Origin of the sequence: Microbulbifer sp. JSM ZJ756 (genome assembly GCF_044383805.1) — a bacterium.
Taxonomy (GTDB): Bacteria; Pseudomonadota; Gammaproteobacteria; order Pseudomonadales; family Cellvibrionaceae; genus Microbulbifer; species Microbulbifer zhoushanensis.
In genome coordinates this window covers 668,609-689,024 of sequence record NZ_JBISER010000001.1, presented here as the reverse complement: position 1 = coordinate 689,024, position 20,416 = coordinate 668,609, and the positions used below count along the sequence as shown (strand labels likewise).

Genomic DNA, 20,416 nt, shown 5'->3' with positions numbered 1-20,416 from the left:
AATAGCGAGGCTAAAGTCAACGGCTATTAAGAAACAAAAGTCAATTTGGTTCGTTTTGGCGTTGAGTGGTAATCCCGGTAGCCTTGCGGTTTGTGGACGTACTGGGTGGGCCGCGCGTCCAGGCTCAGGAGTAACAGGAGTTTATTTTGTCGGAATATGATTTTGATCTTTTTGTCATCGGCGCCGGATCGGGTGGTGTGCGAGCCTCCCGGATGGCGGCTACGGCAGGTATGCGGGTGGCGGTGGCAGAGGATCGCTACATGGGTGGAACCTGTGTGAATGTTGGCTGTGTGCCGAAGAAGCTGTTCGTCTACGCCAGCGCCTTCAGCGAGGATTTTGAGGATTCGGTTGGCTTCGGCTGGCAACCCGGGAAGCCCTCATTCGACTGGGCCACGCTGCGGGATAACAATGCGGTGGAAATTGGCCGCCTGAATGGTATCTACCGCAACCTGCTGGCGAACTCCGGTGTGCAGACCTTTGATGCCCGTGCACGGTTGACCGGGCCACACACGGTGGCGGTGGGCGACCAGCAGTTCAGTGCGGAACGCATCCTGGTGGCAACCGGCAGCTGGCCCTTCGTGCCGGAGATTCCGGGTCGGGAATACGCCATCACCTCGAATGAGATCTTCTCCCTGCAGTCATTTCCCCAGCGCATCCTGGTGGTTGGCGGTGGTTATATTGCGGTGGAGTTTGCCGGTATTTTTGCCGGGCTGGGTGCGGAGACGCATCTCTCTTATCGTCGCGAGCTGTTCCTGCGGGGCTTTGATCGCGAGATTCGCGAGTTTGCCCGCGGTGAGATTGGCAAGAAAGGTGTTTGCCTGCATTTTAATCACCAGGTCACGTCTATCGAAAAACAGGACGATGGCAGCCTGCTGGTGCACTCCGGTGACGGTGCGCCGCTGAATGTGGATGCGGTGCTCTTTGCTACCGGCCGCAGGCCGAATACCGCGGAACTGGGGCTCGGTGAACTGGGAGTGGTCATGCACCGCGATGGCACGATTTCCGTGGATGATAATTTTTGCACCAATGTGCGCTCGGTATATGCCCTTGGCGACGTGACTGGAGAGCCCCAGTTGACTCCGGTAGCCCTGGCCGAGGCAATGGCCCTGGTGAAACACTTCCAGACTGGTGAAACGGCAGAGATCGATTACAACAATATCCCCACGGCGGTTTTTTGCCAGCCGAATATCGGTACGGTGGGCCTGTCGGAAGAGGAAGCCCGTGACTCCGGTCTGCAGGTAACCATATTCAAGTCGGAGTTCAGACCCATGCGTCACACGGTCAGTGGCCGGGATGAGAGAACCCTGATGAAGTTGGTTGTGGATTCGAGCACCGACCGGGTTCTGGGTGCCCACATGGTCGGCCCGGATGCGGGTGAGATCATCCAGGGCATTGCGGTGGCCCTGAAGGCCGGGGCTACCAAGGCGACCTTCGACCAGACCATCGGTATTCATCCCACCGCAGCAGAGGAGTTTGTCACCATGCGGACGCCGTCTACCTGATCCAGTGCACTCCCTGCCGGCTGGATAGCGAGGTCTGGCGGGGAGGAAACCTGAAGGGGAGTGGGAAAGCTGAACTGCCTATTCTGCCCGATGCTGTGCACCTGCAGCTGGAGTCATTGAGGCGGGGAAAGGGTAGGCCGGGTTCCCGAAGGTCACTCGGCAAAGCAGGCTTATTGATCGGCTGACGCGGGTTTGGGTGTCGGGGCCGGCGATCCTGCCAGCCCCGGTTGGCAATGCCTGCCCGGAACTCGGGCAAGGGTGCGAAGGCGGTGACTAGCTCGTCACTTGCTAGCCTGCCACTCCCTGGTGCCGCTGGGCAATACGCCGGTTACTGCGCTCCTTCAGGCAGCGTTCGGCAGATTCGAAAGCGGTTTTGATTGCCCGATGAATGGATTCGCTTTCGTTGCTGATGGTCACGGGAGTACCGCTGACGGCCAGTTCGACCGAGGCGCGGTATTGCCGGCCTTTGTTCTTGTGTTGGTGGGGGGCTTCGAGCACGACACGACTCTGGATGATGTCGCCGCAATAACGTTCCAGTTTATGCAGTTTTTTCGATACCGTATCTGCGAGAGCAGGGGACTTGTCGATATCGCGGAACACGATGTTATCGTTCGGCGCAATTTTCATGGGCACTTACCTCCGGTTATAGGAAAACCATGCAGGCCGCTTGTGCGGTTTGCCGGATAAAAGGAAGGGCGCCCTTTTAGGGAGTAGCTGAGAGCTTCGGGACCGGAGGCCAACGGATTCGCAACGATTATTTTGCCGCCGTGCGGCTCAAGGTGTTTTACGTCCGGGCTCCAATCTCATCGAGATCAGCTTTTTGCTCCCTGTTACCCATAATGCTCCCGCCAAGAAAAAAATCAAGCGTTGCGACGGTAAAAATGTCACAAAAATGTGACCCGAAATGGTGCCCCCGGGCAGCGAAAAGTTCCGTCGCGAGGTGAGTGTTTAGTGACCGACTGCAAGCCGCCAGTCGTTGCAGTGCCGGCGGGCGCTGCGTAGAATGAGAGCCCAGTGCCCGGCGTGGGCGCTCGGCAATTTGGGGAACAAATAAAGCGATTATCCGTGACGCACTTGCCTTCCAGCAGCTGGCCTGGTTATTGCAGCTGCTTTCCCTTCGGGGGCCCGGGCGGGGCAGGGTGCGTAAAACGAGAGCAAAATAGGTAACAGGTTCTTGATTATGGTGGTAGCGAGGTACTGCAAGTGGGTTGGGCTGGCGGTTGCATTGGGTTGGGGAGCGACGGCTGTTGCCCAGACCCAGGCGACCCTGAACGCGGAGAAGAACCGTCTTGCGCGGATGGAGCAGTCGCTGGAAAACCGCATGGTGGAAGCCGAGGACTTCGAGAATGAGCTCCTCGCCTACGACTACAAGCTCGGTGAGGCACGTGACTCCCTGGAAGAGGCGCGCGAAAACTATGAACAGAGTCGTATCGAGTTGACCCGTGCAGAGCGCGAGCACAAGCGCAACGCCGACACCAACTCCGAGCGCCAGCTACGCAAGGCGAAGCATGCCTTCAAGATGGCGCAGCGTGGCGTGGACAGTCGTTCCCGGAGGGTGGAGATCATCCAGTCCAATTACGAGGAGCTCAAGGCAGAGGAGCAGAGCGTCCAGCAGGCGATTGCCCGCAGCCGTGATCGAATCGCCGCCCAGAAGAGCAAGGTGGATGGACTGGTTGCAGCAATGCTGCAAAAAGCTGAATCGGCTCGCCGCGCAGAGAAGCTCGCGAAAAGCCAGCCCCCGGTAAAAAAACCGGAACTGCCGGAGCCGTCCATGGCAAAGGCGGCCGAGGCGCAGGATACAGGTTCTTCCGCGGCAGCCCAGGGCGAGGCGCTGGATGAAATCGATGAGGAGCTCCTGGCTTACGTAAAGCGGGAACAGGCACGCCTGAAAGAGTTGATGGCAGAGAAAGGCGAGGGGCAGGGTACGCACACCTTCAAATCCCTCACACTGGAGTCATCCCGGGGAGATCCCCATGATTTTGAGTTTCTGGGCCATAACCAGTATCGCGTCGTGGCCCCGGTAGAGGCCGGGCTGCAGACCTATGAGGTAAGTGGTTTCAGTACTCTCAAGTTCCGGCGGACCATCCCGGCAGAGGATGCGGGCAAAAACTACGTGTTTATCCTCGATGCACGCCGCCTGTCGCGGCCGCGGTTAATCATGTATCCCGAATACGCGCTGTCTTACCTGGATTGATTGCTGCAGGTGCCGGCCGGGGAATTCACCCAGGCCGTCTTGTAAAGAAGCCCGCTTTCAGCGGGCTTTTTTTTATGGTTGTCAGTTGCGGGCGGCATCGTCGCCCGGAGTCGCTCGCACTTCCAGTAAGGCCTCGAACAGCGGCGTGTACTGGCTTCCACCGGGTGCCATTTCACTGCGATATAGCACCAGGTTGTCCAGCTGCACCACGAAGTCCAGCTGCTCGGCGGGAAAGCGGCCGAATCCCCGGCGGTTACGCCCCAGTGTAAAGTGGGGGCGGAAAGCGGCGCTTTCGGGTTTCATGCCAAGATCGCGCATTAACTCCCGGCAGCCGTTGTGCAGCCGGTCCAGGCCCGGGTTGCTGATCATTTCCGCGGCCAGCAGGCCGGCCCGTGGGCGTGGGAAGGGGCCCAGGGACACGACCCTGGCCGAGCAGGCGGTGGCGTTGTCGGCGATCTCTACCAGGCCCCTCTCGATGGCGGGAACCAGCTCGGGAGAGGTCTCGCCCAGGAATGCCAGTGTCAGGTGGCGGTTGCTGGCACTGGTCCAGCGGGTTTTATCCCTTCCGGGGGGCAGCAGGCGCCGTGCGTGACCAACCAGTCCATCCAGGAAGTGCTGGGTGGCGCGGTCGGGTTGGATGCCGATAAACAGGCGAACCGAGTCGCTCCCTGGCTGCCCGGGCGCGTTCTTCTCCCCTTTCCGTTTCGACATAAAAATCCCTGTTTTCCAGTCTTGAAAAGCTTACGCATGCCCCTATATCAGTTGTACGGGCAGGGTGCTCGAATGAGGCTCTCCCGCAGCGCCCGGTCTTCGGACGGGCATATCGTGAATATTGCTCTGAATTGAGGATATGACAATGCGTAATTTTGATTTTTCCCCGCTTTACCGTTCCGCTATTGGCTTTGATCGCATGGCCAACCTGTTGGATACAATGACTGCGAGCGAGCAGAACCAGCCCGCATACCCGCCCTACAATATTGAGCTTACCGGCGAGGACAGCTACCGGATAAGCATGGCGGTTGCCGGGTTTGACAAGTCAGAACTGGATATCCAGGTGGAGCAGAATCGCCTCACCGTAAGCGGCAAGCAGTCTGATGAATCGGCTGATGGGCGTAAATTCCTGCACCGCGGTATCGCGGCGAGGGACTTCGAGCGGCGCTTCCAGTTGGCCGATCATGTGAAGGTGGTGGACGCGAACCTTTCCAATGGCCTGTTGCATATCGAGCTGGTGCGGGAAATTCCCGAGGCAATGAAGCCCCGTTCGATCGAGATCGGAGAAGGCCGGTTGCTGCAGTCAGACCGGAATACCACCGGTGAAGAGCAGGCTGCCTGACACTTTTCCAGTTGAACCAGGACTGTCCACTGTGCGGCCACAGCGCCGCACAGCCCTACCACACGGATAAGTATCGACCTTACTACCAGTGCGCGGAGTGCGCACTGGTATTTGTGCCTGCGGAATTTCATCTCGGGGCCGCGCAGGAGCGTGCCTACTACGACCTTCACGAAAACTCTCTGGAAGATCCGGGCTACCGCCGGTTCCTGTCCCGTTGTGCTGTCCCCCTGCTGGAAGCCTTGCCTGCGGCATCCCGTGGGTTGGATTTTGGTTGCGGGCCGGCTCCGCTGTTGGCGAAGATGCTCTCCGAAGCGGGACACTCGGTCTCCATTTACGATGCATTCTATGCCCCCGATACCAGTGTGCTGGAAGAAAGCTTCGACTTTATCGTGGCCACAGAGGTTGTTGAGCATCTTTCCGCGCCGGGCGAAATACTGGAGTTGCTCTGGTCGCGACTCAATCCCGGTGGGCTTCTCGCCCTGATGACCAAGCTGGTGATATCACCAGAGCGTTTTGCCAGCTGGCACTATATCCGCGATCCGACCCATATCTGTTTTTTCAGTGAAAGGACATTTGCATGGCTGGCGGATCGCCTGGGGGCCCGCATGCGGCTGGCTGACCGGGATGTGGTGTTCCTGCGTAAATAGAGACACAGCCGCGGCCGCAGCAGGCGGCAGCTGTGCTGCATCACCCGCCGTGCCCGGGCACAGGGTTGCCCTACGTGTTGACCCGAAACAGTTTCGCGCGGACCGTAGTGCGGTACTCGCTGGGTGTAGTGGCGAGAAACTTCTTAAACAGCGCAGTAAAGTGGCCCATGTCCTGGTAGCCCACCTTCTCTGCAATCTCGTTGACCGACAGGTTGCTCGACTGCAGTAATTCCCGCGCCATATCGACTCTGACATTCTGCAGGTACTGGAGTGGGGTCTGCCCGGTGGCCAGCTTGAAGCGTCGGTTGAAGGAGCGCACGCTCATGTCAAAGTGTTCCGCCACTTCGCTCAGGCGTACCTCTTCGCTGCAGTGTTCCTTGAGCCACGTCTGTGCCTGTACAATTTCCTCGTCCGGGTGCAGGTGCACCGAACCCTCGGAGTAGGCGATCTCCTCGAACGGCCGGCGGATTTCGTGGGAAAAGTTACGCTCAACATGACTGGCCACGGACGAGCCGTAGAGCTGGCGGATCAGGTGGACGGTTACATCGGCCAGCGCATTGACGCTGGCTGCGCAAAAAAGCTTTTCCGCCTGGGTGATGAAGTACTGCCGCTTGAGTTTCACCTGGGGGTAGTCACTGGCAAAGCGCTCAAAGTAATGCCAGTGCGTGGTTGCCGGTTTTCCGTCCAGTAGACCCGCTTCCGCCAGGAAGCATACGCCGGTGCCCACGGCGCTGATTGCGGCACCGCCGGCGGCCTGTTTCTCCAGCCACTCCAGCAGTGCCCCGGAGCGGCGCAGGGCCGGTCGCGGATTGCGCCACAGTGCTGGCAGGTAGATGATATCGCTGTCGGGGGCATCCGCCAGCGCCGCATCGGGGGCCAGCGGGAAGCCGGAGCGGGTTTTCACCGGTTTGCCGTCGAGGCTTACGGTGAGGATACGCATCCCGCTGTCACCGTCCCCGCCGTCCAGTCCCTCGGCGCGGGCGCGGCTCTGGGCGCCGCGAAGCATTTCCAGTGGCAACACGGTTCCGGTTGCCAGCATCTGGTCGATCAGTACAAAGGTGACGGTTCGCATTACTTCTCTGAACTCTGGATACCTGAAACAAGGAAAAGCAGGCCCCGGGGATGCCGCTGGCCAGATACTCAATTTTGCTGGCCAGTATGCCCATAACGAGGCCGATTCGCCACCCCCTAAACTGACCTACCGTCGAATTTAGTCAATTTCTCAGCCTTGCAGCTGGAGGTAAGGATGCAGCGCCTACCCGTCATCACCGCATTTGGCGGTTTCAACCCCGCCGGACGCAGTTCCTTTCACCGGGGCTATCACCGCCTGGTGCTCGACAGCCTGGGAGCGGCGGAGCGCGCCGATACCCTGGCGGACCTCGCCGCATTGATGGGCCTGCGCCAGGGCGAGGAAGCCGGGCAGCCCGTCGATGCTGCACTGGAGCGGCGCGTGCTGGACGGCACCCTGGTGCGGGAGCTGGAGCAGCGCTTCTACGACTACCGCAAGTGCCACTATCACCAGCCGGCAGAGCTCAGCAACACCGAGGGTTTCACCTTCGAGATGACGGCCCGCCAGCTGCCGGACCCGTTGCCGGAAGATTGGCAGGTTGAGTCCCTGGGCGAGGGCAGGGTGCGGGTCCACTGCAGCGGGCTGTCAGTGATGCTGGACAGTTACCGGGAGATCCCGGTGGCTTCGGCGGGGCAATTGCCCACCGGTTTTGAACCCTCCCGGGAATATAACTCCAGATTCCATCCCCGCGGCCTGCAGCTTGCGATCCTTGGCGCCTCCGATGCGGTGCAGTCCCTGGGAATCGACTGGGATACGGTGGTGTCCGCGGCGGGTCCCGACAAAATCTCGGTCTACGCCAGTTCCGCCATGAGCCAGCTTGACCCCTACGGTAATGGCGGCCTGTTGCAATCCCGCTTGCGCGGCACACGGGTAAGCTCGAAGCAGCTGGCGCTGGGCCTGACCAGTATGCCTGCTGACTTTGTAAACGCGTACGTGCTGGGTAGTGTGGGTACGACCGGCGCGGTTGCCGGTGCCTGCGCCACCTATCTCTACAACCTGCGTGCGGCAGTGGAGGATATTCGCCACGGGCGTGCACGCGTGGCCGTGGTGGGTGCCGCCGAGGCCCCGTTGGTGCCCGAGGTGGTGGATGGCTACACCACCATGGGGGCGCTGGCCAATGTCGACGGGCTGCGGAAGCTGTTCCCGGGGGAAATCGACTACCGTCGCGCGAGCCGGCCGTTCGGGGAAAACTGCGGTTTTACCCTCGGTGAGGGCAGCCAGTGGGCGATACTGATGGATGATGAGCTGGCCCTGGAGCTGGGTGCCAGTATCCACGGTGCAGTGGCCAACGTATTCGTCAACGCGGATGGCACCAAAAAATCCATTTCCGCCCCCGGGCCCGGTAATTACCTCACGGTAGCCCGTGCACTGGCGGAAACCCGGGCAATTGTTGGCGAGGAGAGCCTGCGCCGGCGCAGCTTTGTCCAGGCCCATGGATCCAGCACGCCGCAGAACCGCGTCACCGAGTCCGCTATTTTCGACCGGGTAGCCGGCGCTTTCGGCATTGAAGGCTGGCCGGTATGCGCGGTCAAGGCATACCTGGGGCACACAGTGGCCGCCGCCAGTGGCGACCAGCTGATCACCAGCCTGGGTATGTTCAGGCGGGGCATCCTGCCCGGGATCACCACCATCGACAGGGTGGCGGATGATGTCCATCACCAGCACCTGGATATCTCACTGGAGCACCGCGAACGGGCGCCGGAATCCCTGGATGTCGCTTTCCTCAACTCCAAGGGCTTCGGCGGCAACAATGCCACGGCGAGCGTGCTCGCCCCGCACCTGGTGGAGAAAATGCTGGCCCGGCGGCACGGGGAGAAAGCCCTGTCCGCGGCTCGCCAGCGCAATGAGGCAGTGCAGGAGCGGGCGATGGAATACGACCGCCGCGCTTCCCGGGGCGACCTGAATGCGATTTACCGTTTCGGCGAGGGGCTGGTGGACGAGAGTGCCATCGAGGTGTCTGCGGAGCGCATGACCCTGCCGGGCCTGGAGCCCGTAGAGCTCCCTGCTGACAATCCTTTTGATGATATGTGCTAAAGCCTGTTGCTGCCGGTTGCGAATGGCGTAGACTGATCCCACGCAACAGGCAGGTGGCTTATGGCGGAAAGCGAACCGGCGGTAAAGCCGCCGGACCTCAAGGATGGAGATGACGTCGGCTCGCGACTCAAGGCCGTGCGCAGTATGCATGGCTGGTCCCAGCGGGAGCTTGCCAAGCGGGCTGGCGTCACCAATGCCACAATCTCCCTGATCGAGCAGAATCGGGTAAGCCCCTCAGTGGGCTCGCTCAAGAAGGTGCTCGACAGCATCCCCATGTCGCTGGCGGAATTCTTTACGCTGCAGTTCGACGACTCCTCCCAGGTTTTTTTTCGTGCCGATGAAATGCCGGACATGGGTACCGGTGTGATCCAGTACCGGTTGGTGGGCGCGGGGATCCAGGGGCGCGAAATGTCCATTCTCTACGAGGTGTACCCGCCGGGCGAGGACACCGGTCCGGAGATGCTGAGCCATGCGGGCGAGGAGGGCGGGGTCATCGTATCCGGCCAACTGGAGGTAACGGTGGGCGCCGAGGTTGCCGTCCTGGGGCCCGGGGACGGCTACTATTTCAGCAGTCGCAGGCCGCACCGTTTTCGCAATCCCGGGGACTGCGACTGTATTCTCGTCACTGCCAATTCACCGCCCAGTGTCTGATCGGTCTCGCCATTGGCGCCGGTGCCTTTTGCCAGCGTCGATACTGGTTGGTGAATTTCTGAACTCTGATACTTGTGGGGCCATCCAATTTGTAAGAAATGGTATTCAAACGAATGTTTGAATCTGGCTATACTAGGGCTGGCTGACCGAAATGGAGTGAGGCGTCACTGCCTGGCGTACGCTTCACCCGGTCACAGAAAAACTTCGACCCCGGGCCGACCCGTGCCCTGAATCCAAGAGGTCAATCAATGTTATTTAAAGGCAAAGCGCTAACTGTGCAGATGCTGGACAACGGCATCGCCGAGCTCAACTTCAATCTTGAAGGGGAGTCTGTCAACAAATTCAATCGCCAGACTGTGGGGGAGCTCTCCGAAGCGCTGGACGCGATTGAGGCGGCGGACGGCCTGAAAGGCGTGCTGCTCACCAGTGGCAAGGGTGTATTCATCGTCGGTGCCGATATCACCGAATTTGGCGGCGCTTTCTCGGCCGGCCCGGAAGGCATCGCCGACCTGATGAACAAGAACAACGAGAACTTCAACCGCCTGGAGGACCTGGGTGTGCCCACCGTGGTGGCCATCAACGGTTTCGCCCTGGGCGGTGGTTTTGAGGTTTGCCTGGCGTGTGATTACCGGGTTATGGGTGACCAGGGCAAGGTTGGCCTGCCGGAAGTCAAGCTGGGCCTGATCCCGGGTTGGGGTGGCACCGTGCGCCTGCCGCGCGTGGTAGGTGTGGATGTTGCGGCCGAGTGGATCGCTGCCGGCAAGGAACAGAAACCGAATGCGGCCCTCACCGCCCACGCCGTGGATGCGGTGGTTGCCAATGACCAGCTCAAAGACGCTGCGCTCAAGCTGCTGGGTCGCGCCATTGACGGCGAGCTGGATTACCAGGCGCGCCGCGAGATCAAGAAATCGCCCATCCCCCTGAATGACACCGAGGCCATGATGGCCTTCTTCACCACCAAGGCTTTTGTTGGTGCGCAGGCCGGACGCAACTACCCCTCACCGGTGAAGGCGGTTGAGTCCATCGAGCAGGGCTACAAGGTGGACCGCGATGAGGCCCTGAAGATTGAGCAGCAGAAGTTCATCGAGTGCGCCCAGACCGATACCGCCGAATCGCTGGTGAACCTGTTCCTGAATGACCAGAAGATTGGCAAGGTTGCCAAGGGCTGGGAAAAGAAAGCCGATAAGAAGATTGAGCGCGCCGCCGTGCTCGGTGCCGGCATCATGGGAGGCGGTATCGCCTACCAGTCTGCCTACAAGGGCACGCCGATCAAGATGAAGGACATCGAGCAAAAGGGCATCGACCTGGGCCTGAAAGAGGCCAACAAGCTGTTGACCAAGCTCGTCGACCGCGGACGCATGACGCCGGCAAAAATGGGCGAGACCCTCAACCGCATCGAGCCGACCCTGAGCTACGACGGCTTCGACGACGTCGACGTAGTGGTCGAGGCAGTAGTGGAAAAGCTGAAGGTCAAGCACTCGGTGCTGTCCGAGGTGGAAGGCAAGGTCAGTGACGACACCGTGATCGCTTCCAACACTTCGACCATTTCCATCGACAAGCTGGCCGAAGCCCTGAAGCGCCCGGAAAACTTCCTCGGCATGCACTTCTTCAACCCGGTGCACAAGATGCCGCTGGTGGAGGTGATTCGGGGTGAGAAGACCTCTGACAACGCCATTGCCCGCGTGGTGGCGTTCGCCAACAAGATGGGCAAGAAGCCGATTGTAGTGCGTGACTGCCCCGGGTTCCTGGTGAACCGTGTCCTGTTCCCGTACTTTGCCGGCTTCTCCATGCTGGTCCGCGACGGTGCCGACTTCCAGGAAGTCGACAAGGTCATGGAGCGCTGGGGTTGGCCGATGGGTCCGGCCTACCTGATGGATGTGGTTGGCATCGATACCGGTGTCCATGCCGAGGAAGTGATGGCAGAAGGTTTCCCGGAGCGCATGGGCAAAACCTTCAAAGCTGCATCCGATGTCATGTACGAGGCCGGGCGCTACGGCCAGAAAAATGACAAGGGCTTCTACAACTACGAAGAAGACAAGAAGGGCAAGCCCAAGAAGGTGGCTACCGATGAGGCCTACGAGCTGCTCAAGCCGCATGTGGCCGAGCGCCGCGAGTTCGACAAGGACGAGATCATCGAGCGCATGATGGTCCCCATGGCTACCGAGCTGGCCCGTTGCCTGGAAGAAGGCATTGTGGATTCACCGGCCGAGGCCGATATGGCGTTGATCTACGGCATCGGCTTCCCGCCCTTCCGCGGTGGCATCTTTGCCTGGCTGGACAAGGTCGGTATGGATGAATTCGTGAAGATGGCAGACAAGTACGCCGAGCTGGGTGAGCTGTACAAGCCCACTGAGCGCATGCGCGAAATGGCCGCCAACGGCACTACTTACTACGGCGACAAGTGAGGAGAGTTTCGATGAGTTTAGATCCCAGAGATGCCGTAATTGTCGATTACGCCCGTACGGCCATGGGCCGTTCCAAGAATGGCGTTTACCGCAATGTGCGCGCGGACGATATGTCCGCGGAGCTGCTGAAGAAATTCCTGCAGCGCAACGAGAAACTGGATCCGGCTGAGATTGATGACCTGATCTGGGGCTGCGTGATGCAGCGTGATGAGCAGGGCTTCAACGTGGCTCGCTTTATCCTGCTGCGTGCCGGCCTGCCGCACACAATTCCGGCGCAGACCGTGAACCGCCTGTGCGGATCCTCCATGTCCTCACTGCACACTGCTGCCGCCAATATCCGTGCCGGCGTAGGCGATGTATATGTGGTTGGTGGTGTCGAGCATATGGGCCACCTCAATATGATGGAGCATGTCAGCCCCAACCCGATGCTGGGTCGCCATATGGCCAAGGCTGCCGGCTCCATGGGCATGACCGCCGAATACCTGGCGATGATGCACGGTATTCAGCGCCAGCAGATGGATGAATTCGGGGCCCGTTCGCACCAGCGCGCTGCCGCTGCCACCAAGGAAGGCAAGTTCAACAGGGAGATCATCGCCATCGAGGGGCACGACGAGGACGGCGTACCCTTCCTGGTGGAGACTGACCAGACCATCCGCCCGGATACCACGGCGGAGGGGCTGGCGCAGCTCAAGCCGGCGTTCGATCCCAAGCATGGCCAGGTGACCGCCGGTACTTCCTCGCAGATTACCGATGGCGCATCCGTCATGCTGGTAATGTCCGCCGAGCGCGCCAAGGCGCTGGGGCTGGAGCCTATTGCCAAGGTGCGCGAAATGACCCTGGCGGGCGTTGATCCCTCCATTATGGGATACGGGCCGGTGCCTTCCACCAAGAAAGCGCTGAAGCAGGCGGGCCTCACTATCGACGACATCGACAAGGTGGAGTTGAATGAGGCCTTCGCGGCACAGGCTCTGCCGGTGCTGAAGGACCTGGACCTGCTGGACAAGATGGACGACAAGGTCAATCTGTATGGTGGCGCCATCGCCCTGGGTCACCCGTTTGGCTGCTCCGGGGTGCGGATCACCGGTACGCTGTTGTCCGTGATGCAGAACGAGGGTGGTAACCTGGGTGTGTCGACCATGTGTATTGGTCTGGGCCAGGGCATCACCACGATCGTCGAGCGGGTCTGATAGATCCAGCCAGACGTAGAGAGGGCGCCTTCGGGCGCCCTTTCTGCATGTGGGGGCTGCGTGGCGGCCCGGCGAGGCCCCAATTTGTTGAAGCGCCCCGGTGGCTGTGGCACAATCTGCTCCCCCTGTCGCGGGGCCCTCGGGTCAATGCAGTAAAATGCATATATATCAATGAGTTAGCGGCAGTGGCCACGGGGACGTGGTGGAATTGGTAGACACGCCAGATTTAGGTTCTGGTGCCGCAAGGTGTGGGAGTTCAAGTCTCCCCGTCCCCACCAAGCAATGTTAAGCGCAGTCCGTTTGCCGGCCCTGGATCAGTGGCGAGGCGCGGGCTGTTTGTATTTGGCGTATACCGGGCCCGGTGCTCCCATGCTCCGGCCCGCGCCTGAGAGAGGTCGACCGGGTGAGCCCGGCGGCCATCACGAGCTGGCGCTGCGGCGCGACTACAGAGAGTCTCACGAGGATTAAGATGCAGGTTTCCATCGAAACAACTTCCGGCCTGGAGCGTCGTCTGACCGTCAACCTGCCGGCGGAAGTCGTCGATAAAGAAGTGGATAAACGTCTCCAGCAGGCGGCCAAAACCGTACGTATGAACGGTTTCCGCAAGGGCAAAGTGCCGATGAAAGTTGTTCGCCAGCGCTACGGTGCCGGTGTGCGCCAGGAAGTCCTGGGTGAGGTGATGAGCCGCTCTTTCTACGAGGCAGTGCAGCAGGAGCAGGTTAAGCCTGCCGGCCAGCCGAGCATCGAAGCCAAGCAGACCGCACCGGGTGAGAACCTGGAGTACGTGGCGACCTTCGAAGTCTACCCGGAAGTGGAGCTGGCTGACCTGGCCGAGATCACTGTCGAGCGTCCGGTAGCCGAAGTGACCGACAAAGATGTCGACAACATGATCGACGTACTGCGCAAGCAGCAGTCCGGCTGGAAGGAAACCAAGCGCAAGGCCCAGAAGGGCGACCGCGTTGTGATCGATTTCGTCGGTCGCAAGGACGGCGAGGAGTTCGAGGGCGGCAAGGGCGAGGATCACCAGCTGGTGCTGGGATCCGGCCAGATGATCCCGGGCTTCGAGGACGGCATCCTGGGCATGAAGCCCGGTGAAGAGAAAGAGATTGAGGTCACTTTCCCGGAAGACTACCAGGCGGAAGAGCTGCGCGGTGCTGAAGCGACCTTCACCATCAAGGTGAAGTCCTCCGAGAAGCCGGAGCTGCCGGAGCTGGATGAAGAGTTCTTCAAGGCCTACGGCGTCGAGGAAGGCGGCGAAGAGAAGTTCCGCGAGGAAGTGCGCAACAATATGGAGCGCGAGCTGAAGAACGCGGCTCTGAACAAGGTCAAGACCCAGGTAATGGACCAGCTGGCCGAGAAGCATGAGGTGGAGATCCCGGCTGCTCTGATCGCTGGCGAGGTACAGACCCTGCGCAACCAGATGGTTCAGCAGTTCGGTGGCCAGATCAAGGCTGAAGACGCGCAGAAGATGCTGCCGGATGCCATGTTCGAGGACCAGGCCAAGCGTCGCGTGGTGCTGGGCCTGGTAGTCGGTGAGATCGTCAAGCAGAATGAGCTGAACGTCGATGCCGATCGCGTGAAGGCCAAGGTGGAAGAGCTGGCCTCTACCTACCAGCAGCCCGAGGAAGTGGTCGAATACTACTTCAGCAACCGCGAGCTGCTGTCTGGTGTCGAGTCTGTCGTCCTGGAAGACCAGGTAGTGGACTTCGTCCTGGACAAGGCCAAGGTCGAGGAAGTGAAGAGCTCCTACGACGATGTGATCAAGCCCCAGCAGCAGGGCTGATCGACCCCTTTACCGGTGGTCGCATCTCGCGACCACCGGCTCCCTCCTTCCCCTTTTTCACCGACTGGCTTTCTTGCGCCCGACCGGTTAAGCTCAGAAAAACCCGATTTTCAGTGGCTGGTGGATTTCCCGCGCCAGTTGCGCATCTCGCCTTACACGCCAAAAAAGGAAGCGACGGTATTTATGGCACGTTTTGATAATTCCCATTCCGCGATTGAACCTTCAGCCTCCGGCCTGGTGCCGATGGTGGTAGAGCAGACTGCCCGCGGTGAGCGTTCCTTCGATATTTATTCCCGTCTTTTGAAGGAGCGGGTGATCTTTCTCGTGGGTCCCGTGGAAGACCACATGGCGAACCTGGTGGTGGCGCAGCTGCTTTTCCTGGAAGCGGAAAACCCCGACAAGGACATTCACCTCTACATCAATTCGCCGGGGGGATCGGTGACTGCAGGCCTGTCGATCTACGACACCATGCAGTTCATCAAGCCCGATGTGAGCACCATGTGCATCGGCCAGGCCTGCAGCATGGGGGCTTTCCTGCTGGCATCTGGCGCCACCGGCAAGCGCTTTGCGACTCCCAATTCGCGGGTAATGATCCACCAGCCCAGTGGCGGTGCCCAGGGGCAGGCCAGCGACATCCATATTCACGCGCAGGAAATCCTCAAGATTCGCCAGCGCCTGAACGAACTGATGGCGCACCATTCTGGCCGCAGCATCGACGAGATAGAGCGCGATACCGAGCGCGACAAGTTCCTGAGCGCGGATGAGGCCAGTGAGTACGGCCTGGTGGACGATGTCCTGTCCCGCCGCCAGGGGCTCGAAAAGTAGGGGTGACCGGGCGGCCGGCGATCTGGTCCGCCTTATCGTCCGTATTCCCGAATGACAAAAGGCTTGAAAAACGCGCCGAAAGGCAGCATCTTGCTATAGAACCACGTTAGAAGCCGGGTCACCGGCTGGCCGACTGAGCACGGAGTATTTTGATGACCGACCAGAGCAGTGGAGAAGACAACGGTAAACTGCTGTACTGTTCATTCTGCGGTAAGAGCCAGCAGGAAGTACGCAAGCTGATCGCGGGACCGTCTGTCTTTATCTGCGACGAATGTGTCGAACTTTGCACCGATATCATCCGTGAAGAGGTGCAGGAGAGTTCGGAAGGCCCCGAGGGTCGCCTGCCTACGCCCAAGGAGATCACCGAGATCCTCGACCAGTACGTCATTGGTCAGGAGCGCGCCAAGCGCGTGCTGGCGGTCGCGGTTTACAACCATTACAAGCGTCTCCGCAGCAAATCCGGGGTGAAGGGCAAGGACGAGGTTGAGCTGAGCAAGTCCAACATCCTGCTCGTGGGCCCCACCGGTAGCGGTAAGACCCTGCTGGCCGAGACCCTGGCCCGCCTGCTCAACGTGCCATTCACCATTGCCGATGCGACGACCCTGACCGAAGCCGGCTATGTCGGTGAGGACGTGGAAAATATTATCCAGAAGCTGTTGCAGAAATGCGACTACGACGTGGAGAAGGCGCAGCAGGGCATCGTTTACATCGATGAGATCGACAAGATCTCGCGCAAGTCTGACAACCCGTCGATCACCCGTGATGTTTCCGGTGAGGGCGTACAGCAGGCCCTGCTCAAGCTGATCGAGGGTACCGTGGCGTCAGTTCCGCCGCAGGGTGGCCGCAAGCACCCGCAGCAGGAGTTCCTGCAGGTGGATACCGGTAACATCCTGTTCATCTGTGGCGGCGCATTCGCGGGTCTCGACAAAGTGATTCGTGACCGCTCTGAGAAGGGTGGTATCGGTTTCAGTGCCGAGGTCAAATCCAAGGACAGCAACAGCAACTTCGGTGAAATACTGCTCGACCTGGAACCCGAGGACCTGGTGCGTTATGGCCTGATCCCCGAGTTCGTAGGTCGCCTGCCAGTCACCGCGACGCTGGAAGAGCTTGATGGCCCGGCGCTGGTGCAGATCCTGACCGAGCCCCGCAATGCCCTGACCAAACAGTATTCGAAGCTGTTCGAGATGGAAGGGGTGGAGCTCGACTTCCGGCCCGACGCCCTGGACGCGGTCGCCGCCAAGGCCATGGAGCGCAAGACTGGCGCCCGTGGATTGCGCTCGATCATGGAGTCCGTTTTGCTCGAAACCATGTATGACATTCCATCAATGGACAATGTCGCCAAGGTGGTAATCGACGAAGCGGTCATCAAGGGAGAATCCGCGCCACTGCTGGTGTACGAGAGCAACGAATCCACTTCACAGAAGGCGGCACCGGAAGAGTAACCGGTGCTGCAAGCCGAAAAGCCCCGTCCGGGGCTTTTTTTATGCCCGCTCGATTTGTGTGGTTAATTGATCCTGTCAGTACTGCAGTCCGTATCCCGACAAGTGGCTGCTGCGCGAGCAGGGTGGGTGGAATGACGCGAGGAGTTTTGCGGCCTGTGGGGAAGGGTGAGATATATTCCCGTTAATCGGCAACTATCCCTATATTATTAACGGTCAGGGCAAGCTGGTGGGCAGCCGGGAGTGGCTGGGGGAAATTTCCCCGTGACCGGCCCTTGTAATGTGGCCAACTTTACCCCATCTCTAGCCTATCCCGCTGAAAGGCGGACCAAGTTTTGCGTTGCAGCCATCCGTGGCGCGACTGAATAGCCAGTGATCGGGCCGAGAGGAGTTCTATGGATCAGCCATCCGACACCAAACAAGAGTTTCCGCTGCTGCCGCTGCGCGATGTTGTCGTCTATCCGCACATGGTGATTCCGCTGTTTGTGGGCAGGGAAAAATCTATCGATGCGCTGGAAGAAGCCATGCGCACCGACAAGCAGGTGCTGCTGGTCGCCCAGCGCCAGGCATCCGAGGATGATCCAGGCGCCGAAGACGTTTACCGCGTCGGCACTGTGGCGAGCGTGCTGCAGCTCCTCAAGTTGCCCGATGGTACCGTCAAGGTGCTGGTAGAGGGCAGTCACCGTGTCAATATCCTCGACATCACCGAGGGAGATGGGCACTACCGCGCCAGCGTAGAGACGCTTGAGACCGAGGAACTGCCGGAAGCGGAGGCGGAAGCCCTGGTTCGCTCTGCCATGGGGCAGTTTGAGCAGTACGTCTCGGTCAGCAAGAAGGTTCCGAATGAGGTAATCACCTCCCTGTCTGGAATTGACGAGCCAGGCCGGCTTGCCGACACCATTGCAGCGCATATGTCGCTGGAGTTGGGGCAGAAGCAGGAATTGCTGGAGACGTCCAGTGTGAAGGAGCGGTTGGAAACCCTCCTGGGCCTGATGGATTCCGAGATCGACCTGATCCAGGTAGAGAAGCGGATCCGTGGCCGCGTCAAAAAGCAGATGGAGAAGAGCCAGCGCGAGTACTACCTGAATGAGCAGATGAAGGCCATTCAGAAGGAGCTTGGCGAAATCACGGAAGAGCCGAACGAGATCGAGGAACTCGAACACAAGATTGCCGAGTCTGGCATGAGCGCGGAAGCGGAGAAGAAGACCCGCGCCGAGCTGGCAAAGTTGAAGATGATGTCGCCGATGTCGGCCGAGGCTTCGGTACTGCGCAGTTATATCGACTGGATGCTGAGCGTACCGTGGAAAAAGGCCAGCCGTGTCCGCCATGACCTTAAGAAGGCCGAAGAAATCCTGGACAAGGATCACTACGGTCTCGAGGAAGTAAAAGAGCGTATCCTCGAGTATCTCGCGGTGCAAAAGCGGGTCAAGAAAGTGAAGGGGCCAATCCTGTGCCTGGTGGGCCCGCCCGGGGTAGGTAAAACCTCGCTGGGTCAGTCAGTTGCCCGCGCCACCAATCGCAAATATATACGCATGGCATTGGGTGGGGTGCGCGATGAAGCGGAAATCCGTGGCCACCGCCGCACTTATATCGGGTCGCTTCCCGGTAAGCTGATCCAGAAAATTTCCAAGGTCGGGGTGAAAAACCCGCTGTTCCTCCTCGACGAGGTGGACAAGATGGGTATGGACCAGCGTGGCGACCCGGCGTCGGCACTGCTGGAGGTTTTGGATCCGGAACAGAACAAGACCTTCAATGACCATTACCTGGAGGTTGATTACGACCTGTCCGATGTCATGTTCGTCTGTACGTCCAACTCCATGAACATCCCCGGGCCGTTGCTCGACCGTATGGAGGTTATCCGGCTGCCCGGCTACACCGAGGACGAAAAGCTTAATATTGCCCAGCGCTACCTGGTGCCGAAGCAGCGCAAGGCCAATGGCCTGAAGGAAGACGAGTTGCAGCTGTCGGACGACACTGTAAAGGACATCATCCGTTACTACACCCGTGAGGCGGGTGTGCGCGGACTGGACCGGGAGATCGCGAAAATCTGCCGCAAGATCGTCACCGAGCATGTGCGGAAATCCACCACCAGCAAGGCAGTAGTACAGCCGGAGGAGCTGGAAGACCTGCTGGGCGTGCGTAAGTACGACTTTGGCCGGGCGGAAGAGGAAAACAAAATTGGCCAGGTTACCGGCCTGGCATGGACGGAGGTCGGTGGTGAGCTGCTCACCATTGAATCCTCTGCAGTGCAGGGCAAGGGTCGCGTAATCAAGACCGGCTCCCTCGGTGATGTGATGCAGGAGTCCATCCAGGCAGCACTGACAGTGGTCCGGGCCCGCGCGCAGTCACTGGGTATCGCGCCGGACTTTAACGAGACGCGCGACCTCCATATCCATGTGCCTGAGGGGGCCACACCGAAAGATGGGCCGTCAGCGGGTATTGCGATGTGTACGGCGGTGGCTTCGGTACTGACAGGTATCCCGGTTCGATCCGATGTGGCCATGACCGGCGAAATTACCCTTCGCGGTGAAGTGTTGCGAATCGGCGGGCTGAAGGAAAAGCTGCTTGCCGCCCGTCGCGGTGGTATCCGGACGGTATTGATACCGGCGGATAACGAGCGGGACCTCAAGGACATCCCAGACAATATCCTCGAGGACCTGGTGATCAAGCCGGTCAAGTGGATCGACCAGGTGCTGGACCTGGCCCTGGAGCACAAGCCCCAGTCCCTGACCGATGAGGAGTACTCAGCACTGCAGAAGCGCGCCGAGGAGCGTTCCCAGCGCCAGGTACAGACGCACTAAAAAATGTTCGCGAGGTGGCGCCTGAAGCCACCTCCGCGTTCGCTTAAAAAATAATCTGACTGCAGTTCAGTCGCCCCATTTTCATACCCAACTGCCCTGAAACCCGCGTGATTCCTTGACCCGCTATCGGGCAGTTGGTATAACACGTGGCTTATTGATCGGCGCGCAAATCGCCGATAGCCAAGGCTCGAACGCAGAGGGATCCCGGCATGGGGTCCCCGATACATATCTAGAAAAGAACAGAGGGATTAAGCGTGAATAAGTCCGAACTGATTGAAGCAATTGCCGCATCTGCAGATATTCCGAAGGCAGCAGCTGGACGTGCTCTGGACGCGATGGTAGACAGCATCACTGACGCCCTGAAGAAAGGCGATCAGGTTGCACTGGTAGGTTTCGGCACTTTCGCCGTTAAAGAGCGTGCTGCACGCACCGGCCGCAACCCGCGCACCGGCGACCCGATCGAAATCGCCGCTGCCAAAATCCCGAACTTCAAGGCCGGCAAAGCCCTGAAGGACGCAGTAAACTAAGAGGCCTGGGACCCCAGAG

Annotated in this window: 16 protein-coding genes and 1 tRNA gene; 14 read left to right on the top strand and 3 right to left on the bottom strand. The window is 59.7% G+C overall.

Translation table 11 applies throughout. The annotated features are described in order from the left end of the window. The first annotated feature begins 146 nt into the window (after positions 1–146). Positions 147–1,502, top strand: a complete 1,356-nt coding sequence (gene gorA / locus ACH6CX_RS03095) for a glutathione-disulfide reductase (RefSeq protein WP_396674744.1) — start codon at positions 147–149, stop codon at positions 1,500–1,502. 288 nt (positions 1,503–1,790) lie between these two features. Here the strand turns inward: gorA and hpf are convergent, their stop codons facing one another. Next, complete coding sequence (hpf, locus tag ACH6CX_RS03090) at positions 1,791–2,129, bottom strand: ribosome hibernation-promoting factor, HPF/YfiA family (RefSeq protein ID WP_232942901.1); 339 nt, start codon at positions 2,127–2,129, stop codon at positions 1,791–1,793. 553 nt (positions 2,130–2,682) lie between these two features. On the opposite strand from hpf, the gene ACH6CX_RS03085 reads away from it, so the two are divergent. Further along, a complete protein-coding gene (locus ACH6CX_RS03085) occupies positions 2,683–3,696 on the top strand; it encodes a hypothetical protein (RefSeq protein WP_232942900.1) in 1,014 nt (337 codons plus the stop codon). An 81-nt stretch (positions 3,697–3,777) separates the two neighbouring features. Here ACH6CX_RS03085 and thpR read toward each other — a convergent pair whose 3' ends face one another. After that, the gene (gene thpR / locus ACH6CX_RS03080) at positions 3,778–4,407 is read right to left on the bottom strand and encodes an RNA 2',3'-cyclic phosphodiesterase (RefSeq protein WP_232942899.1); all 630 of its coding nucleotides are present in this window, start codon (positions 4,405–4,407) and stop codon (positions 3,778–3,780) included. Between the two features lie 145 nt (positions 4,408–4,552). On the opposite strand from thpR, the gene ACH6CX_RS03075 reads away from it, so the two are divergent. Beyond that, entirely contained in the window at positions 4,553–5,029 is a 477-nt protein-coding gene (locus ACH6CX_RS03075) for an Hsp20 family protein (RefSeq protein ID WP_232942898.1), read from the top strand. Positions 5,030–5,040: 11 nt separating this feature from the next. Continuing rightward, positions 5,041–5,676, top strand: coding sequence for a class I SAM-dependent methyltransferase (locus tag ACH6CX_RS03070; protein ID WP_237061723.1), 636 nt, complete (start codon positions 5,041–5,043; stop codon positions 5,674–5,676). A gap of 70 nt (positions 5,677–5,746) precedes the next feature. Here ACH6CX_RS03070 and ACH6CX_RS03065 read toward each other — a convergent pair whose 3' ends face one another. Then, positions 5,747–6,748 (bottom strand): GlxA family transcriptional regulator, encoded by a 1,002-nt coding sequence (locus ACH6CX_RS03065; RefSeq protein ID WP_232942896.1) that lies wholly within the window; start codon positions 6,746–6,748, stop codon positions 5,747–5,749. Positions 6,749–6,922: 174 nt separating this feature from the next. Between ACH6CX_RS03065 and ACH6CX_RS03060 the strand changes: the two genes are divergently transcribed. The 10 genes from ACH6CX_RS03060 to ACH6CX_RS03015 all read left to right on the top strand — a co-directional run bounded on the left by ACH6CX_RS03060 (position 6,923) and on the right by ACH6CX_RS03015 (position 20,397). Then, positions 6,923–8,779, top strand: coding sequence for a beta-ketoacyl synthase (locus ACH6CX_RS03060; protein ID WP_232942895.1), 1,857 nt, complete (start codon positions 6,923–6,925; stop codon positions 8,777–8,779). 60 nt (positions 8,780–8,839) lie between these two features. Then, on the top strand, positions 8,840–9,430 hold the full coding sequence (locus ACH6CX_RS03055) for a cupin domain-containing protein (RefSeq protein WP_232942894.1): 591 nt from the start codon (positions 8,840–8,842) through the stop codon (positions 9,428–9,430). A gap of 248 nt (positions 9,431–9,678) precedes the next feature. After that, positions 9,679–11,835 (top strand): fatty acid oxidation complex subunit alpha FadB, encoded by a 2,157-nt coding sequence (gene fadB / locus ACH6CX_RS03050; RefSeq protein WP_232942893.1) that lies wholly within the window; start codon positions 9,679–9,681, stop codon positions 11,833–11,835. Between the two features lie 11 nt (positions 11,836–11,846). Continuing rightward, a complete protein-coding gene (gene fadA / locus ACH6CX_RS03045; protein WP_232942892.1) occupies positions 11,847–13,022 on the top strand; it encodes an acetyl-CoA C-acyltransferase FadA in 1,176 nt (391 codons plus the stop codon). Positions 13,023–13,215: 193 nt separating this feature from the next. Then, positions 13,216–13,300: transfer RNA gene (locus ACH6CX_RS03040), tRNA-Leu, on the top strand. Positions 13,301–13,491: 191 nt separating this feature from the next. Beyond that, positions 13,492–14,805: a trigger factor gene (gene tig / locus ACH6CX_RS03035; RefSeq protein ID WP_232942891.1), complete on the top strand. Its 1,314-nt coding sequence runs from the start codon at positions 13,492–13,494 to the stop codon at positions 14,803–14,805. A gap of 183 nt (positions 14,806–14,988) precedes the next feature. Then, positions 14,989–15,630, top strand: a complete 642-nt coding sequence (clpP, locus tag ACH6CX_RS03030) for an ATP-dependent Clp endopeptidase proteolytic subunit ClpP (RefSeq protein ID WP_232942890.1) — start codon at positions 14,989–14,991, stop codon at positions 15,628–15,630. Between the two features lie 152 nt (positions 15,631–15,782). Further along, on the top strand, positions 15,783–17,072 hold the full coding sequence (gene clpX / locus ACH6CX_RS03025; protein ID WP_232942889.1) for an ATP-dependent Clp protease ATP-binding subunit ClpX: 1,290 nt from the start codon (positions 15,783–15,785) through the stop codon (positions 17,070–17,072). Between the two features lie 392 nt (positions 17,073–17,464). Beyond that, positions 17,465–19,870 carry an endopeptidase La gene (lon, locus tag ACH6CX_RS03020; RefSeq protein ID WP_232942888.1) on the top strand — a complete coding sequence of 802 codons (2,406 nt, stop codon included), beginning with the start codon at positions 17,465–17,467 and terminating at the stop codon, positions 19,868–19,870. Between the two features lie 254 nt (positions 19,871–20,124). Beyond that, positions 20,125–20,397 (top strand): HU family DNA-binding protein, encoded by a 273-nt coding sequence (locus ACH6CX_RS03015; RefSeq protein WP_010132873.1) that lies wholly within the window; start codon positions 20,125–20,127, stop codon positions 20,395–20,397. The last annotated feature ends 19 nt before the right edge of the window (positions 20,398–20,416 follow it).

Excerpts from the sequence above, each read along its gene's own strand:
- hpf (WP_232942901.1), bottom strand. The coding sequence starts at position 2,129 with ATGAAAATTGCGCCGAACGATAACATCGTGTTCCGCGATATCGACAAG.
- ACH6CX_RS03085 (WP_232942900.1), top strand. The coding sequence starts at position 2,683 with ATGGTGGTAGCGAGGTACTGCAAGTGGGTTGGGCTGGCGGTTGCATTG.
- thpR (WP_232942899.1), bottom strand. The coding sequence starts at position 4,407 with ATGTCGAAACGGAAAGGGGAGAAGAACGCGCCCGGGCAGCCAGGGAGC.
- ACH6CX_RS03075 (WP_232942898.1), top strand. The coding sequence starts at position 4,553 with ATGCGTAATTTTGATTTTTCCCCGCTTTACCGTTCCGCTATTGGCTTT.
- ACH6CX_RS03065 (WP_232942896.1), bottom strand. The coding sequence starts at position 6,748 with ATGCGAACCGTCACCTTTGTACTGATCGACCAGATGCTGGCAACCGGA.
- ACH6CX_RS03060 (WP_232942895.1), top strand. The coding sequence starts at position 6,923 with ATGCAGCGCCTACCCGTCATCACCGCATTTGGCGGTTTCAACCCCGCC.
- ACH6CX_RS03055 (WP_232942894.1), top strand. The coding sequence starts at position 8,840 with ATGGCGGAAAGCGAACCGGCGGTAAAGCCGCCGGACCTCAAGGATGGA.
- fadB (WP_232942893.1), top strand. The coding sequence starts at position 9,679 with ATGTTATTTAAAGGCAAAGCGCTAACTGTGCAGATGCTGGACAACGGC.
- fadA (WP_232942892.1), top strand. The coding sequence starts at position 11,847 with ATGAGTTTAGATCCCAGAGATGCCGTAATTGTCGATTACGCCCGTACG.
- tig (WP_232942891.1), top strand. The coding sequence starts at position 13,492 with ATGCAGGTTTCCATCGAAACAACTTCCGGCCTGGAGCGTCGTCTGACC.
- clpP (WP_232942890.1), top strand. The coding sequence starts at position 14,989 with ATGGCACGTTTTGATAATTCCCATTCCGCGATTGAACCTTCAGCCTCC.
- clpX (WP_232942889.1), top strand. The coding sequence starts at position 15,783 with ATGACCGACCAGAGCAGTGGAGAAGACAACGGTAAACTGCTGTACTGT.
- lon (WP_232942888.1), top strand. The coding sequence starts at position 17,465 with ATGGATCAGCCATCCGACACCAAACAAGAGTTTCCGCTGCTGCCGCTG.